The 17,189-nt window shown below is 53.6% G+C and carries 18 protein-coding genes; all 18 read left to right on the top strand.

All coding sequences use genetic code 11. The features are described 5' to 3' along the window. Window positions 1-17 precede the first annotated feature (17 nt). The gene (gene fliP / locus FZ041_RS07675) at window positions 18-719 is read left to right on the top strand and encodes a flagellar type III secretion system pore protein FliP (RefSeq protein WP_075443878.1); all 702 of its coding nucleotides are present in this window, start codon (window positions 18-20) and stop codon (window positions 717-719) included. A gap of 26 nt (window positions 720-745) precedes the next feature. Then, on the top strand, window positions 746-1,015 hold the full coding sequence (gene fliQ / locus FZ041_RS07680) for a flagellar biosynthesis protein FliQ (protein ID WP_075443757.1): 270 nt from the start codon (window positions 746-748) through the stop codon (window positions 1,013-1,015). A gap of 11 nt (window positions 1,016-1,026) precedes the next feature. Continuing rightward, window positions 1,027-1,809, top strand: coding sequence for a flagellar biosynthetic protein FliR (gene fliR, locus FZ041_RS07685; protein ID WP_149189150.1), 783 nt, complete (start codon window positions 1,027-1,029; stop codon window positions 1,807-1,809). Beyond that, window positions 1,772-2,890 carry a flagellar biosynthesis protein FlhB gene (gene flhB / locus FZ041_RS07690; protein WP_149189151.1) on the top strand — a complete coding sequence of 373 codons (1,119 nt, stop codon included), beginning with the start codon at window positions 1,772-1,774 and terminating at the stop codon, window positions 2,888-2,890. The genes fliR and flhB overlap by 38 nt, the downstream gene beginning before the upstream one ends. Window positions 2,891-2,925: 35 nt before the next feature. Next, entirely contained in the window at window positions 2,926-5,013 is a 2,088-nt protein-coding gene (flhA, locus tag FZ041_RS07695; RefSeq protein ID WP_075443753.1) for a flagellar biosynthesis protein FlhA, read from the top strand. Then, on the top strand, window positions 5,014-6,384 hold the full coding sequence (gene flhF, locus FZ041_RS07700) for a flagellar biosynthesis GTPase FlhF (RefSeq protein WP_149189152.1): 1,371 nt from the start codon (window positions 5,014-5,016) through the stop codon (window positions 6,382-6,384). A 1-nt stretch (window position 6,385) separates the two neighbouring features. Next, on the top strand, window positions 6,386-7,300 hold the full coding sequence (locus FZ041_RS07705) for a MinD/ParA family protein (protein ID WP_075443748.1): 915 nt from the start codon (window positions 6,386-6,388) through the stop codon (window positions 7,298-7,300). 18 nt (window positions 7,301-7,318) lie between these two features. Then, window positions 7,319-8,011: a flagellar brake protein gene (locus FZ041_RS07710; RefSeq protein WP_075443746.1), complete on the top strand. Its 693-nt coding sequence runs from the start codon at window positions 7,319-7,321 to the stop codon at window positions 8,009-8,011. Between the two features lie 24 nt (window positions 8,012-8,035). Beyond that, window positions 8,036-9,250 (top strand): protein-glutamate methylesterase/protein-glutamine glutaminase, encoded by a 1,215-nt coding sequence (locus FZ041_RS07715; RefSeq protein WP_149189153.1) that lies wholly within the window; start codon window positions 8,036-8,038, stop codon window positions 9,248-9,250. Window positions 9,251-9,272: 22 nt separating this feature from the next. After that, a complete protein-coding gene (locus FZ041_RS07720) occupies window positions 9,273-11,336 on the top strand; it encodes a chemotaxis protein CheA (protein ID WP_149189154.1) in 2,064 nt (687 codons plus the stop codon). 15 nt (window positions 11,337-11,351) lie between these two features. After that, the gene (locus FZ041_RS07725; protein ID WP_033169888.1) at window positions 11,352-11,819 is read left to right on the top strand and encodes a chemotaxis protein CheW; all 468 of its coding nucleotides are present in this window, start codon (window positions 11,352-11,354) and stop codon (window positions 11,817-11,819) included. 65 nt (window positions 11,820-11,884) lie between these two features. Then, on the top strand, window positions 11,885-12,499 hold the full coding sequence (locus FZ041_RS07730; RefSeq protein WP_075443740.1) for a chemotaxis protein CheC: 615 nt from the start codon (window positions 11,885-11,887) through the stop codon (window positions 12,497-12,499). Between the two features lies 1 nt (window position 12,500). Then, complete coding sequence (locus tag FZ041_RS07735; RefSeq protein ID WP_075429718.1) at window positions 12,501-12,986, top strand: chemotaxis protein CheD; 486 nt, start codon at window positions 12,501-12,503, stop codon at window positions 12,984-12,986. A gap of 35 nt (window positions 12,987-13,021) precedes the next feature. Next, a complete protein-coding gene (locus FZ041_RS07740) occupies window positions 13,022-13,405 on the top strand; it encodes a hypothetical protein (RefSeq protein WP_075443738.1) in 384 nt (127 codons plus the stop codon). Between the two features lie 52 nt (window positions 13,406-13,457). Then, window positions 13,458-14,210: a FliA/WhiG family RNA polymerase sigma factor gene (locus FZ041_RS07745; RefSeq protein WP_075443876.1), complete on the top strand. Its 753-nt coding sequence runs from the start codon at window positions 13,458-13,460 to the stop codon at window positions 14,208-14,210. A gap of 27 nt (window positions 14,211-14,237) precedes the next feature. Beyond that, window positions 14,238-15,911, top strand: coding sequence for a flagellar assembly protein A (locus tag FZ041_RS07750; protein ID WP_149189155.1), 1,674 nt, complete (start codon window positions 14,238-14,240; stop codon window positions 15,909-15,911). A gap of 37 nt (window positions 15,912-15,948) precedes the next feature. Beyond that, window positions 15,949-16,266, top strand: coding sequence for a hypothetical protein (locus FZ041_RS07755; RefSeq protein WP_082336241.1), 318 nt, complete (start codon window positions 15,949-15,951; stop codon window positions 16,264-16,266). A gap of 5 nt (window positions 16,267-16,271) precedes the next feature. Continuing rightward, window positions 16,272-17,108 carry a hypothetical protein gene (locus tag FZ041_RS07760; protein WP_149189156.1) on the top strand — a complete coding sequence of 279 codons (837 nt, stop codon included), beginning with the start codon at window positions 16,272-16,274 and terminating at the stop codon, window positions 17,106-17,108. Window positions 17,109-17,189 lie beyond the last annotated feature (81 nt).

The raw sequence follows: 17,189 nt of genomic DNA on the forward strand, positions 1-17,189 counted from the left end.
TGGCCTTCCTGCTGTTTATGACGAATAATGCCTTGGCGGCGCCTTTGATTCCCACCGTCAATGTAGATGTGGGAACTTCAGACAAGCCGCAGGATGTAGCGGTAACGCTGCAGGTCATGGCATTGCTGACGGTATTGACGCTGGCACCTGGAATCCTGATTATGACGACGTCATTCGTGCGCATCGTCGTGGTTATCGGCTTTTTGCGCAATGCACTGTCGACGCAGAATGTACCGCCCAATCAGATCGTTATCGCTTTGTCAATGTTCCTGACATTCTATATCATGGCTCCCTATTGGGGGCAGGCCAATGAAAACGGCATTCAGCCGTATCTGTCAGGACAGATTACGCAGGAGCAGGCACTTGAGAATGTTGTCGAGCCGATTCGTGAATTCATGTTCAAGCAGACGCGTGAGTCGGATTTGGCGTTGTTCGTTAATTTGTCTGATGCCGAACGGCCCAATGGCCCTGAGGATGTATCGACATTTACCCTGATTCCGGCATTCATTATCAGTGAGCTCAAAACGGCATTCCAGATTGGTTTTATGATTTATGTGCCGTTTATTGTCATTGATATGATTGTTGCGAGTACCTTGATGTCAATGGGTATGATGATGCTGCCACCGGTCATGATATCGCTGCCGTTCAAGATTCTGCTGTTTGTCATGGTCGATGGATGGCATTTGCTTATCAAGTCCCTGATTGTCAGCTTCAAGTAGTAAGGGGATAAAAGGGAGGTTGTAGCATGTCGGGAGATCTGGTGGTCCAGCTGGGACAAGAAGCCTTGTTCGTCGTCATGCTGGTAGCAGCGCCGATGCTGGGCCTTGGTCTTATGGTTGGCCTTATGGTCAGTGTCTTTCAGGCAACGACATCGATTCAGGAGCAGACGCTGGCATTCATACCGAAAATCATTGCCGTGTTTGTGGCAATTTTGATTTTTGGGCCGTGGATGCTGCGCATCATGGTGGAGTATCTGACCAATGTCCTTGTCAATCTGCCGTCTTATATCGGCTGAAGGAGTGAATAATGGATTTCTATGATCTTTTGGAGGGGCATGCTGCAGTATTCTTGTTGCTCATGACCCGGGTCAGCGGTTTGTTCATTATTTCTCCGTTTTTTGGCAGTATGAATATTCCCGTATACTTTCGGGCAGGGGCGTCGCTGGCTATGGCTATCGTACTTTATCCTGTGATCGACAATATGGGAATCATTCAGGCGCCAACGTCGGTATGGGCTTATGCAGGTGCTGTTTTGTCCGAGTTGTTTATCGGTTGGCTCATTGGCTTTGTCGCGTATATTTCGTTTGCGGCGATCACAATGGCTGGTAAGGTCATGGATATGCAGGTCGGATTTGCCATTGTCAATGTTATGGACCCAACTTCCGGTCAGCAGATGCCGCTTATCGGAAGTTTTCTTTATAATTTGACCGTTATCATTTTCCTGGTAGTGAATGGGCATCATATGCTTATCGATGCCTTGTTCGAAAGCTTCAAGATGGTGCCGTTGCTATCGATGGAGATGAGTTTGTCATTGCCGCTCATCATTGCCAATTTCACGACGGGGATATTCCTGACGGGCATGAAGATTGCCATGCCGGTGACCTTTGCCATCTTGTTGACAAACGTGGGGCTAGGAATACTGGCGCGGACGATGCCGCAGATGAATATCTTTGTTGTCGGTATTCCGATGCAGCTGACGATTGGTACCTTGATTTTGGCGATGGTGCTGCCGTTCTATGTATTATTCCTGGATGTGCTATTCAATGAGATGTATGGAAATATTACAATCGCTCTACAGGCCTTACGTTAGCAGGCCCTTTGCCTTTGACCTGCAGCTCTTTGCCGGCGACAAGACCGAGGAGCCTACGTCCAAGAAACGGGCTGATGCGAAGAAGAAGGGCCAGGTCGGCAGGAGTACAGAGCTCAGTACGGCTTTTGTCCTGCTCATTGGTTTCTTCATCATCAAGGTGATGTGGGCGCATATCTATGGCAGTATTGCGGCCTATACGACGTATGTATTCAGCCACCTGAACCAGCCGGTCGATACAGAGAATATTCTGCGCATATTCATCGGCATCATTGAGCTGTTAGCGCAGACATCGCTGCCCATCATGCTTGGTATCATGCTCATGGGCCTGGCAATCAATGTTTTTCAGGTAGGACTGAATTTCAATACGGAGGCCATCGGTTTCAAGCCGGATAAATTGAATCCCATCAACGGGTTTGGACGTATCTTTTCCAAGCGTTCGCTGGTGGAACTTGTCAAATCACTGTTCAAGATTGCAATCATTGGTTTTTTCCTTTATGATTTCCTCAAAGATCATCTGATGGCTATGCCACAGTTCATCTATTTTGACTTGCCGAACAGTCTGGCGCAGATCGCGGATATTGTTTTCAGCATGGCCTTTGAGGTCATCGCGGTCATCATTGTCCTTGGTATCCTGGACTATGGCTATCAGAAATGGCAGACGACACAGGATCTGAAGATGACCAAGCAAGAGGTCAAGGATGAAATGAAACAGACCGAAGGTGATCCGCAGATCAAGGGCAAGATCAAACAGAAACAGCGTCAGATGGCTATGAGCCGTATGATGCAGGAAGTGCCGAAGGCGGATGTCATCGTCACGAACCCGACGCATTTCGCGGTAGCCCTGCAGTACAGCAAGGGAATGGTCGCGCCGCTTATCGTGGCGAAAGGGCAGGATTTGGTCGCCAAGCGTATCAAGGACATCGCGCGTGATGCGCGCGTACCTATCGTGGAGAACCGTCCTTTGGCGCGTGCCCTTTACGCCAGCGCCGAGGTCGGCGATACGGTGCCGGCTGAGCTCTATCAGGCGGTAGCTGAAGTCTTGGCGTATGTATATCGTTTGAAGAATCGCCGCCGGGCTTGATTCATAAAATTATTCGAAAGTAAGGAGAGTCACATATGGCTGCACCACAGGCAGCTGCTGCGTCAAATGCATTTGGCAAGGGCAGTTTTATCCAAAAATACAGTGATGTAATGATTGCGGTGGCAATCATCGTCATCGTTGTCATGATGATCATCCCGCTGCCGACGCTGCTGCTGGATATGTTGATCTGTCTGAATATCACGATTGCGTTGCTGCTGGTCATGGCGGTCATCTACAACAAGGAAGCACTCGACCTGTCGATTTTCCCTTCCTTGCTGCTCGTGACGACGCTGTTCCGTCTTGCACTGAACATCTCATCGACGCGACTTATCCTGCTCGATGGTTACGCCGGTGAGGTCATCACGGCTTTCGGTAACTTCGTCGTCGGCGGTAACCCGGTTGTCGGTTTCATCATGTTCGTCATCCTCGTTGCCGTAAACTTCATCGTCATCACGAAGGGATCGGAGCGTGTCGCTGAGGTATCGGCACGTTTCACGCTCGATGCAATGCCTGGTAAGCAGATGTCTATCGATGCGGATCTCAATCAGGGCGCTATCACGGATGCTGAAGCTAAGATACGCCGTGAGAAAATCCAGCATGAGTCGGATTTCTTCGGCGCGATGGACGGTGCTTCTAAGTTCGTCAAGGGCGATGCTATCGCCGCAATCCTGATTATGTTCATCAATATTGCCGGTGGCTTCATCATCGGCATGATGCAGCGCAATCTCGAGGCCGTGCAGGCTTTGCAGACGTATACGCTGCTGACCGTCGGCGAGGGTCTGGTCAGCCAGATCCCTGCGCTCTTGATCTCTACGGCAACGGGCCTTATCGTCACGCGTGCCGGTGCTGAGGGCAATATCGGCAGCGACCTTGTCACGCAGCTCGTCCGCAATGATCGTATTTACTTCATTTTGAGCGGTGTCCTGTTGTTCTTCGCTATCATTCCGGGTTTGCCGGGGATCCCGTTTACGGTGCTGGCTATCTTCTGCTTCTTCATCGGCCGTCTGCTCAAGCAGGGTGCAGAGGTCAAGACTGAGACCCAGAAGGAAGAGAAGAAGGTGCAGGAGAAGAAGAAGGCCACGACGCCAGAGAATATCGTCTCGTTGCTGCAGGTCGATCCGATGGAGCTGGAAATCGGCTATTCGTTGATTCCGCTCGTTGATACGGGCCAGGGCGGCGATCTCCTCGACCGCATCGTCATGATCCGGCGGCAATGTGCTTTGGAGCTCGGTCTGGTGGTGCCGACTATCCGCATCCGTGATAACATCCAGATCAAGCCGAATGCGTACATCATAAAGCTCAAGGGCATCGAGATCGCCAAGGGCGAGCTGATGCTTGACCACTATCTGGCGATGAACTCGGGCACGGTTTTTGAGGAAGTGCCGGGCATCGAGACGACCGAGCCGGCCTTTGGCCTGCCGGCCCTCTGGATTCCGGAGAATGAACGCGAGCAGGCAGAGCTCAATGGTTATACGGTAGTCGATGCCGTATCGGTATTGGCTACGCATCTGACAGAGGTCATCAAGCAGCATGCCGATGAGATCCTCGGCCGTCAGGAGACCCAGAACCTCATCGACAACCTCAAGAAGACGAACCAGTCGCTGGTCGACGAGGTCGTACCAGATCTCATGACTGTCGGCGAGATCCAGAAGGTGCTCTCCAATCTCTTGCGGGAGCGCATCTCGATCCGCGATATGGCGACGATTCTCGAGGTGCTCGCCGATTATGCCCGGGCAACCAAGGATACGGAAATACTTACCGAGTATGTCCGCCATGCAATGGCGCGCCAGATCACTCAGCAGAATGTACAGAATGGCACCCTGCCATGCATCACGCTCGATCCGGCACTCGAAAACCGCATTGCCGGGGGCGTGCAGCGCACGGATCATGGCTCATATGTCAGCCTCGATCCCGATTCGCTGCAAAATCTCATTACGGCGCTCAATAACGAGCTGCCGAAACTTACGAATATGGGCTATCAGCCAATCGTGCTGACCAGTCCTGCGGTGCGGCTGTATTTCCGCAAATTGGTCGAGCGTTCTGTTCCGGGACTTATCGTCCTGTCGCATGCTGAGATAGAACAGAGCGTCGAGATTCAGATTCTTGGGGTGGTGAAGATCTAAGTGCAAATAAAAGTAGTCAAGGCTCCATCGATGAAGGAAGCCATGCAGCAGGTAAAGGAAGAACTCGGGCCGGATGCGGTCATCCTGCATACGAAAAAATACCGGGAAGGCGGCTTCCTCGGGTATCATAGCGCCGAGGTGGTTGAGGTGACTGCCGCAATCGAAGAGGCGGATGAGGTGCAGGCTAACAAGCGGGCCAAGCGCAGCCTGGCTGCTAAGCAGGCCAAACCAGCGCCGATGGGCGGCCGTCTTGACGTGGTATCGCCAGCCGCGCCTGTCATGCCAAACCAGGTCTTGTCGCAGTACAAGACGAATGGGACGGAAGCCGGGGTACGCATGGCGGAGTCGCCGATACCAGCTCCGGTATTCCAGCCGGCGCAGCCTGTGGTTACGTCTGCGCAGCCGGTACAGACCTTGCCGGATGAAAATCCAGCCGATACAGCGAAACAAGAGGATGATGTACAAGTTATGGAAAAAACAGCAGCAGAACCGATGGCCTCCAATCCGGAAGATACGGAAAAGATCCAGCGCTTAGAAGATGAACTGGCACAGATGAAGGCGATGCTGGCCCAGGTCATGAGCAAGGATCAGCCGAAGGACAAGGTATCGATACAGGAAGCTTTGCGCCGCCAGGAAGTGGATGAGGAGCTCTTGAAGGATATGGCTGCCCAGCTGCCGGCGGGGGACACCTTGCTCGACAGTCAGGATGAGCGGGCTGCTGAGGTGCTGGCTGGTTATCTGGGCGATGCGATGAATTTTTCCGAGGGCATTACGCTCAACAAGCATGGAGTGCGCATTGTCGCCCTGATTGGTGCGACAGGCGTCGGCAAGACAACGACGCTGGCCAAGATTGCCGCGCGTTTCGTGCTTGAAAAAAACATCCGTGCTGCGCTGATAACAGCCGATACCTACCGGATCTCAGCTGTCGAACAGCTCAAGACGTATTCGGATATCATCGGACTGCCGCTCGAGATCGTCTATTCTCCAGATGAGCTCAAGGTAGCAATCCATAAACATCGTGACAAAGATCTGATACTCATCGATACAGCTGGGCGAAGCCAGCACAATGAATATCAGATGAAGGAGCTGCAGGAGTTCTTGGCCGTGAATTCGCACATCGAGTGCCATCTCGTCATGAGTGCGACCACGAAGAACCGCGATGCAGCTGAAATCCTGGATAAATTCTCGGCTTGCGAGCCGGATCGGGTGATCTTCACGAAAACCGATGAGACCAGCAGTGTCGGTCTCATCCTGAATCTGTTAGCCAAGCGGGATATTGCTTTGTCCTTCCTGACGAATGGGCAGAGTGTACCCGATGACATCATACCGGCAACGCCGCAGAAGCTGGCGGAGCTGCTGCTGAGGGAATGATATGGGAGATCAGGCGCAAAGACTTCGCCAGCTGGTTGGCGACAAAACGGAATATCCGGCCGATTACAGCGCGCGGGGCGCAGCCGTCATGCCGAATGCACGCACGGGCCTGACTGATGCCAGGGTGCTGGCCATCACGAGCGGCAAGGGTGGTGTCGGCAAGACGAACCTGACAGTCAATCTGGCCATCGCCCTTGGCATGGCTGGACAGCGGGTGCTCGTCATCGATGCGGATCTTGGCATGGCTAATGTCGATGTGGTGCTGGGCAGCATGTCGCGCAAGCATCTGCTGAATCTGCTGGAGGATGGCACGGAACTGCAGGATGTCATCATGCAGGGCCCCTATGGCGTCAATTATATATCGGGCGGTTCGGGAATCGAGAAGGCCGCGGAGTTTACTCTTGAGGAGCGTCAGCGGCTCATGCAGAAGCTGGCAGGCTGCGCAGCCGTAGCCGATATCATCCTGGTCGATACCGGAGCAGGCCTTGGCAAGAATGTCATGGATTTCATCCTGGCTGCGGACGAGGTACTGCTGGTGACGACGCCGGAGCCGACCGCGTTGACGGATGCCTATGCGGTCATGAAGGCTTACAGCATGTATGCCAGCTACCAGAATATACGCCTGGTTGTCAATCGCGTGTATGATGAAGCAGAAAGCCGGGAGGTTGTAGCCAAGCTGCAGCAGACCTCAGAGCGTTTCCTCAACATGCCGATCGATTGTCTGGGATATATTTTTGAGGACACGGCAGTCATGCGGTCGGTGCGCAAGCAGACGCCATTCCTGGTCGCGCATCCGGGCAGTACAGCTGCAAGGTGCGTGCAGGCGATGACGAACAGTGTTCTCTATGGCAGCAAGATGAAGGTTACGCAGGGGTGGAGAGGATTTTTGCGACAAATTTTTAGTTTTTCGCGTTAAACATGGAGGAACTTTACTATGGCGGGCGAATTAATAAAAGCAAGGGATGTCTTAAAGATTGGCCAGCGCGTGGAGTTTTTTGTCGAGGCGAGCGATGAGCGCCATACAAGCCGTATCGAGGGCATGACGGATGAAGAACTGATCGTGGCTATGCCTATGAACAGCAAGCATGTACCAATCATACCGCTCAGTGGATCGCACCTGTACGGGGTGGCGATAGGCAAGCAGTGCCGTTATCGTTTCTTCACGACGTTCCATGAAACAGGAATGCTCGATGAGCGCATTGCGGTCTGGTACATAAGCTTTCCTGAGGAAGTAGAGCGGCATCAGAACCGCGAATTTGTCCGTGTGAAGGTCAACCTGCCTGTACAGGTCCGGCTCATCGATGAGGAAGGTACCATACAGACGCCGGTGATGACGCGGATGATCGACCTCAGTGGCAATGGTATCTGCTTTGCCATGCATCAGGAAGTGAAGCCTGGCCTCAAGGCTGCGCTGTCGTTGAGCAGCATCCCTGGCGTGGGACCGATCGAGCAGATGTGCAAGGTTGCAAGCTGCCGGAAAATCGAGAAAGATGATGGTGAGTTCGTCTACCATATCGGGGCGGCTTTCCAGCATATGCCACGTGCAGTGAGCAATCAGATTGTCCATTATCTGTTTGCAGTGCAGCGGGCAACGATTGCCAAGGGCATCAACAAGAATGATTTGTAAGGGCTTCTGAATGGGGGGAGCGGGATGATTCGTGTCTTGATTGCCGATGATTCAGCATTTATGCGCAAAGTCTTAGCAGACCTGTTCCAAAAGCAGCCAGATTTTGACGTGGTCGGTACGGCCATGAACGGCAAGGATGCAGTCAGCAAGGTGAAACAGCTGCAGCCTGACCTGGTGACGATGGATGTCAATATGCCTGTCATGGATGGCATCAATGCATTGGCCGTCATCATGGAGTCGTCGCCTGTGCCAGTCGTCATGCTGAGCAGTCTGACACAGAAGGGGACGGATGCTACGATCCGAGCACTCAGCCTTGGGGCGGTGGATTTCATCAGCAAGGCGGGAGGTTCAATCTCACGCATTGATGACATTGCCGAGGAGATCCTCGCAAAATGCCGCAATGCTGCCAAAGCACATGTCCATCGGACGCTGGCAGCGCCAAGACCTGAACCGGTTGTGTCACCGGTGCAGGCAGCACCAAATATGAAACGGGGCGAGCTCCCGCGCCGTCAAGGCATGAAACTGCCACAGATGACGACAGGAGCAGTGCCCGCAGTACCAGCAGCTGGAGTGGGCAGCAAGCGGGTGAATCCGTTGCTGCAGAACCGTACCAGTGTACCGCCGTCCATCGGCCGGCCGACACCCATGGCCAGCGGTGGCATCGGCAGCAGCAAGAAGCTGGTGGCGATCGGCACATCGACAGGCGGGCCGCAAGCCCTGCAGAATGTCATCACGCGCCTGCCGGGGAATCTTCCCTGCGGCGTCGTGGTCGTTCAGCATATGCCCGCAGGATTTACGAAAGCATTGGCTGACCGGTTGAACTCCATCTCGCAGGTGACCGTCAAGGAAGCTGAAGATGAAGAACCGATCCGGGCTGGCCATGTATATATTGCACCAGGGGATTTCCACCTGCGCGTCAGGGACGACGGCGGGATGCGCAAGATCAAGCTTAGTCAGGAAGCAAGGGTAGGGAATCATCGTCCAGCGGTCAACGTGATGTACGATTCGGTAGCCTCGATTGGCCAGAATCTCGTGGCTGTCATCATGACAGGCATGGGCGCAGATGGCTGTGAAGGTATGAAGAAGATAAAGGCTTCCGGCGGCTATAGCATCGCGCAGGACGAACCCACATGTGTGGTCTATGGAATGCCGAAAGCAGTTGTGGATGCAGGGCTGGCCGATGAGATACGGCCAGTCCAGGACATTGCCCAGGCCATCGTCGAGGCTGTAAAGAGATAGAAAGGATATAGGGGGAATACAAATGGAAACAAATCAGTATATGGACATGTTCTTGGATGAATCACATGAACATTTACAGTCTTTGAACGAAGGACTGCTGAGCTTGGAAGAGAATTCAGAGGATGTGTCTGTCGTCAACGATATCTTCCGCAATGCGCACACGCTCAAAGGTATGTCGGCAACTATGGGATACAACAAGATTGCCGAGCTGACCCATGAGATGGAGGATGTCCTTGACCTGATCCGCAAGGAACAGCTGAAGCTCGATGAGGATATTATCGATACGTTGTTCAAGTGCCTGGATTCGCTGGAGCAGATGATCAACAGTGTCGCCGATGGTGAATCGGAGGATGTTGTCGATGTATCGGATCTCGTGGCAAAACTCAGCTCGATCTCCAAAGGCGAGCCGGCACCGGCGGCTGCTCCAGCTGCACCAGCGGCAGCTGCAGCACCGGCAGCTGCTGCCACTGTGGGGGGCATGCAGCTTACGGACATTGACCGCGATATGCTGCGCCAAGCCAAAGAGGGTGGCATGATCGGTGTTCACGTCCAGATCACGCTGTCCGAGACCTGCCTGCTCAAATCGGCGCGTTCGTACATGGTAATGAATGCACTTGATGAAATCGGTGATGTCGTGAAATCCGTACCACCGGCTGAGGATCTTGAGCAGGAGAAATTCGACCATAGCTTCGATATCCTCGTGGTGACGGGGGCAGACAAGAAGGCGGTTGAGGATTCGCTGAGCAGCATCTCGGAAATCGACAAGATCCTCGTCGAGGTAGTCGATCCCGAGGCAGCCGCAGCACCGGCAGCTGCTCCGGCATCTGCAGCAGCACCAGCACCGGCAGCACCAGCCGCTGCGGCTCCGGCTCCGAAACCGGCAGCCCCGGCGAAGAAGGCAGCTCCGGCGAAGGCTGCTCCGCCGAAAAAAGCACATCAGAGCCAGTCCGTACGTGTCGATATCGATAAGCTCGACACGCTGATGAACCTCATGGGCGAGCTGGTCATCAATAAAGTCCGCCTGGAGCAGATCGGCCAGACGCATCGTCTGTCGGAGCTCACGGAAACGCTGGAGCAGATGGACCGCGTAACGACCGATCTGCAGAACATTGTCATGAAGGTCCGTATGGTCCCGGTCAGCGCAGTATTCAACCGTTTCCCGCGCATGGTCCGCGACGTATCCAAAGAGCTCAATAAGGAAATTAACCTGACCATCGAGGGTGAGGAGACAGAGCTTGACCGTACCGTCATCGATGAGATCGGCGACCCGATCATGCACTTGCTGCGCAACTCCCTCGACCATGGTGTCGAGCATCCGGATGAGCGTGAAGCTAAAGGCAAGCCGCGCACTGGTGAAGTCGGCCTCATTGCCCGTCATGAAGGCAACAATGTTGTCATCATGGTCACGGATGATGGTGCTGGCATTGCTGCGGATAAGATCCGCAAAAAGGCCGTCGAGAAGGGCATGATCTCGCAGGAAGATGCAGATAAGCTCGAAGATGCCGATGCTGTACGCCTGATCTTCCTGCCGGGCTTCTCCACGGCTGAGCAGATCACGGATATCTCGGGCCGCGGCGTTGGTATGGACGTTGTACGCAGCAAGATCGAGTCCCTTTCCGGTCATGTCGATGTTGAGACGAAGATCGATGAGGGCTCGGTATTCAAGATTAAACTGCCGTTGACGCTGGCTATCATCCAGGCAATGCTCGTCAAGGTACAGGAAGAGATGTATGCAATCCCGCTCGGCTCGATCGACAGCACGATCAATATCCAGCCGGAGGATATCAAGACGGTAAGGAATAAGGAAGTCATTGTCCTGCGTGGTGAGATCATCCCGATTATCCGCATGGAAGAGACGCTGCAGGTACCGCACGTCAAGGATTCGGATGAGATTTTCGTAGTCGTTGTCCATGCTGGCGAGGCTAAAGCAGGTATCGTTGTCGACAATCTGATCGGACAGCAGGAAATCGTCATCAAGACCTTGGGCAACCTGTTCGCAGGTCTCAAGATGTTCTCTGGTGCGACGGTACTCGGCGATGGTCGTGTTGCCCTGATCCTGGATGTCGCTACGATGATGCAGCAGTAAGAGGAGGTAGCTGAGATGGCAAATGAAGAGAACATGAATGAGATGGATGAAGGCAGACAGGTAGTCGCTTTCAAGCTCCGGGATGAGGAATATGGTGTCAGCATTCTGAATGTCCAGGAGATCCGCAATCTCACCGATATAACCCGCGTTCCTTTTTCCGCTGATTTCATCAAGGGCGTCATCAACCTGCGCGGCTCTGTGCTGCCGGTCATTGACCTCAAGAAACGCCTGGGACTGGCGGAAACACCGTATACGGATGACACGCGTATTGTCACGGTGAATATCGACGATCTCCATGTCGGTATGCTGGTAGATGCAGTGACGGAAGTACTCACGATCGACAGCAAGCCGGTGGATACCAAGAAGGCAATCAACGACAAGAGCGGTTCGCGTTTCTTGAGCGGTATCGGCAATGTAGATGGTCGTCTGATCATCATGCTGAATCTTGAAGAGATCATCGGCAATGTTGGTGACGGGAAATAACTAGACAGTATCAGTGAGGGGGAGGGCTGCGGCTCGTCCCCTTCCTGTAGAAGAGAGGTCCAACTATGACAGATGAATTGAATCTTTCCGCCAATCAGCTTGATGCCTTGCGGGAGATCGGCAACGTTGGTGCGGGCAACTCCGCTACGGCGCTGTCACAGGTCATTAACCGCCGCATTGATATGAATGTACCGAAGGTGGCATTGGTTCCGCTAGAAGCCGTACCAGATCTGGTCGGCGGTCCGGATGCCGTTGTCGTCGGTATTTTCCTGCGCGTTTACGGTAAAGCACCGAGCAATATCTTGTTCCTGCTGCCCCAGAAGAGCGCCTTCTATCTGGTAGATACGCTCATGGGGAAACCGCATGGTTCAACTACAAAGCTGGAATTCATGGATGAGTCTGCACTGATGGAGATCGGCAATATCCTATCCGGTGCGTACCTCAATGCATTCTTTACGTTCACGAAGATTACGATGCTGCCATCCATCCCCGCCTTGGCTATGGACATGGCAGGCGCAATCCTCAACGTCGTTTTGGCACAGCTTGGCCAGATGGGCGATCAGGCACTCGTCATTGAGACAGAATTCCTTTCTGAGGATGATGGCATCAATGGCCAGTTCTTCCTGGTCCCTGATCCAGGCTCGTTGAATACAATTATTGACGCGGTAGGAGTTGAGTGATATGGCAGATCTTATCCGAGTCGGCATGGCAGACTACAAAGTAGGCCAGGCGCCGTCGACAATCATCAGCTATGGCCTCGGCTCCTGTATCGGCATTTCCTTGTACGATCCGCAGACAAAAGTGGGCGGACTCCTGCATATCATGCTGCCGGACAGCACCCAGGCCAGGCCAACCGATAATCCGGCAAAATTTGCCGATACCGGCTTGCCGCTGATGCTGAAAGATGTCTTGGCATTAGGTGCTTCACGGACGCGTCTCGTGGCTAAGATTGCTGGCGGTGCGCAGATGTTTGCTTTTGCCAATGCGACGGACATCATGCGCGTGGGTGCACGCAATGCAGAGGCTGCAAAGAAGATCCTGAAGGATCTGAATATCCGGCTGATCGCCGAGGATACGGGAGGCACGTATGGCCGTACGGTTTCCATCGATATGGAGACTGGTGTGTACAAAGTCAAGACCATAGACAAAGGTGAAAAGGAAATCTAAGCAAGGGAATAATGCCGTTAGGAGGTGAAGCAGCGTTGTTCAAATTGGGAATGTCGTTGGTATTTGGTGTTATTTCGGCCTTGATCATCGTCCTGACAGGACTTAGCAGTGAGGCCAGACTGACAACGGTGCTGCTCCGCAGCCTGATTGGCTTTCTGTTGACTGGAGCGTTGGTTTGGCTGGTGACGCTCATCCTGGAGACAAAGGACATAGTCGGTTTCGACAAGAATCTCGAGCTCATCGAAGAGATGGAAAAAGAGGAGCCCAAGAGTCCGGAAGAGTATGAGGCTGAGGATGCGGCAGCTGCTGCTGAAGCTGAAACGCAGTCGGCAGAAGAAGAACAAGAACATGAGCAGGCGGAATTCAAGCCGCTGGGCTCAGAGGATCTCAGGCATATGGAGGCTCCATCGCAGAATTGATGGTGCCTCCAGAAAATGATGGAGGGAGGACGTTCCGTTGGATTCTGTGGGAATGAACCAGGATGAAAATTTGGCCGATGTCACTTCCCTTTGGCATAGCTATCTGGAAAATAAGACTGTCGAGCTTCGCAATCAGCTGGCTGAGCATTATCTGCCTTTAGTCAAGCTGGTTGCGGGCAGGCTGGCCATCAGTCTGCCCGCCCATGTAGATCGTGATGACCTGCTTTCCAGTGGTTTTTTCGGTCTGATGGATGCGATTGACCGGTATGACATGGAGCGCAAGAATAAGTTTGAGACCTATGCGGGGGTACGTATCCGCGGTGCGATGCTCGATTACCTGCGCTCGAAGGATTGGCTTCCGGTTGCTATCCGGCAGAAAATACGGCGCTATGAACAGACTGTTTATGAGCTGGAGACCCGTTTGGGGCGGCCAGCGAATGACCAGGAACTCGCTGAAGCATTAGGTCTGACCGAGAAAGAACTTCGTGCTCTGGAAAGCCAGATCAGCGTGGCTACTGTGATTCCGTTGGATGATTATCTGCGGACCGATTCGCCAGCTTCGGCTGAAGAAGGGCCGACTGAGCGCCTGGAAAAGGCGGAGCTCCGCAATACACTGGCAGCGGCGATTGAGCGTTTGCCAGAGAAGGAAAAAAAGGTTGTAGCGCTTTATTATTACGAAGAATTGACCTTGAAAGAAATCAGCTTGATTTTGAATTTATCCGAGGCGCGTATCTCGCAGCTGCATACCAAGGCAGTATTCAGGTTGAGGGGATATTTGGCACGGATGAAGGCAAGCTTGGTATAGCAAATTCAGCCTTAGGGGGGACGTATCATGGATGACCAGACATTACGCCCGGCGGTAGGCAGCAAAGAAGCAGGCTACTTGTTTGAATTTCGGGAAGATGGTGTCTATCTGACGATTTATCCCGATGCTGCTGACGGCCTTGCTTTTGAGTTGTCGGATATACGCCAGGTTTTGCATGACCATGGTGTTATTGATTACGATATCATAACGCTGTCGCAGATTCTGCGCGAAGCAGCTGGTGAGCCGCGGAAATTGGCAACCTCATATGGACTGCCGGAAGAGATTGCTGAACAGGAAAATCAGCAGGCGCAGCCGGAGCAGGAAAAGCCAGTGGAAGAGGAGCAGAAGCCCGCGGGAATCATCGTCGACATCAGTCATGATAAAATGATAGCAACGATCCGTTATGATACGAATGTGGGGCGGAAGCTGCCAACTTATGAGGATGTCCGGCAGGCGTTGACGGATACTGGCGTCGTGTTCGGTATCGATGTGGATGCAATCCGCAGGGGAATAGAAAGCTTGTCGCCATTTGTGGCGGCGAAGGGACAGTCTCCCAGGCATGGTGAGAATGCTCGGATTGAGCGTCATTTTGATTTAGGTATCAAAGGACGTCCAAAGGTTGACGAATATGATCGTGTTGACTTCAAGAACATGAATCTGTTCGTGCTGGCGAAAAAAGGTGATTTGCTGGCGGTTCGTATTCCGCAGACTCAGGGAGAGCCAGGACGGGATGTATATGGCCGGGAAATCAATGCCCGCAATGGTAAGCCCATTCCGATGCCACAGGGAAACAATACGGAAATCACGGGAGACAATGAGCTCATTGCCTTGATCGATGGACAGATTGTCGATACAGGCAAAAAGATTTCAGTCGATCCGCATCTGCTGATTCAAGGCGGTGTCGGCGTCGGCACTGGCAATATCGATTTCATTGGCAGCGTCGAGGTCAAGGGAAATGTCGAGGCAGGCTTCAATGTCAAGGCCACAGGCGATGTCCAGATCGGCGGCATGGTCAGCGGCGGCAACGTCGAGGGCAGGAATGTATTTGTCAATGGCGGCGTGAATGGTATGAACCGAGGCAAGATCCGGGCAGATGAGGATGTGCATGCATCCTTTGCGGAGAATGCGGAGATCGAAGCCGGCCGTGATATCTATATCCGCGATGTGTCGCTGCATTCAGCGCTTACGGCTGGGAAGCGCATCTACATGGAGGAGAAGCGGGGCATGCTCACGGGCGGCAGATGTGCTGCTGGCGAGGAGATCCGCTGCAAGATCGTCGGGAACCCAGCTTCGGTAGTCACGCGGTTGTCTGTGGGGGTTAATCCTCAGCTTGAAAAGAAATACCGCGATCTGTGCCGGGAGTATAAAGAGTCGAAGGAGCGTCTCAGACAGATCAATCAGATGCTCAATACGCTCAGCAAGATTGACATCAGCCGTCTGCCGCAGGAGCGCATCAACCAGATCAATGCTTTGACGCGTTCGCAGTTCCCCTTGGCCGGCAAGATCAAGCGGGATGAGCAGGAGATACAGGCACTGGGCGAAGAGCTTTCGCAGATGCAGAATGGCAAAATCCGCGTAAGTGATACAATCTATCCAGGTGTCAAGATTTCTATCAATTCGGTCATCATGAATGTGCAGTCGGAAATCAAGCGCACGACGCTGACCGTCAAAGATGAACGGGTGGACATTGGTCCATACTGATTGAAGAAAGCGAGGGAATCCGATGGATGTCACGCCGATGAGTTTGCAAATGATGGTTCCGCGGGCGGCTGATGCGACACAGGTTCAGCATAACCTGAATCAGGCAAATGCCATGCAGTCGGATTTTCAAGCCGTAAAACAGAAAGAAGAAGATAAGCTGAAACAGGAACAGGTCCGCGAAAAGGATGAACTGGAGGATGGCCGCATCAAGGACGAGCCAGATCGCCAGCAGAAGCAGGGCGGTGGCGGCGGTTCGCGCCGGCGGCACATGGCGGCGGCCGAGCAGACTGAGCCGGAGCCCGAGCATTTTGCCAAGGATCCATCGCGCGGACATCTTCTGGATATCAGCCTATAGGAGGCATGTTGCAGTCAGTCATGGTCTTAACATTAGGTTTACTTATTATCGTAGGGTTCATTCTCGTCATGGGAGCACGCTGGTTGTCACACCGCCAGCAGCAGCAGATCGACAGTGAGGCGCTCCGGCAGTCGACAGATCAGCTCAAGGCGGAACTCGAGCGCTCGGCGGATGCCGTTATCAGCCGTATGGGCAGCCATATCAAGCATCTGGAGCGGCTGCTGCAGGAGGCGGATGAACGCAATCGCAAGCTGGAAGCTCAGCTGGATGAGGCCAGGAGAGCTGGCCTTGACCTTGAGCAGCAGCTGCGGCAGCTTTCATCGGATACGCTGACAGCACGCCGCGTAGCCGATGAGCTGGCCGCCCGCTGGCAGGCTGTACCGCCGGTGATGCCATCCGCGGTCATGCCGGCGGCTCCAGCTCCGGCAGCCAGTGCGCCGATGGCTGCTTCGCCAGTGGTTGCACGGGAGCCAGAGCGCGTCGATGCCCAAGACTTTGCGCAGGTTTTGCAGCAGTCGATGGAGCGGGACGAGCTGGCGCAGGCTGTCCATGTTGAGACGCCACCTGTGAGTGTCCAGCAGGCAGCCGGACTGGCAGAGGCCATGAGCAGCCGCTCGGCCAAGGCTATGGATGAGCGGCTGCCCGTAGAAGAGGGCGGTCAAAGTGCTGAGGTGATTGCACCTGCTGATGAAGGGCTTGATATTTCCCCGAATGCGGCCAAGGCCAGAGCGTTGCTTCTGAGTGGCTACAGTGTGGAGGAAACTGCGCGGGAGACAGGAATCGGCAAGGGAGCCATTGAGCTGCTGCGTGAGATGAACCGCCGCGAACTGGAAAACAAATAAAAAAGTCGCGTGATATCGCTGGGATGTGTAGTGACCCCATAAAGTTAGACCTTACCGGTAGTAGCAATTATTTGCTGCTAC

This window comes from Pseudoselenomonas caprae (assembly GCF_008271345.1).
GTDB lineage: Bacteria > Bacillota > Negativicutes > Selenomonadales > Selenomonadaceae > Selenomonas_A > Selenomonas_A caprae.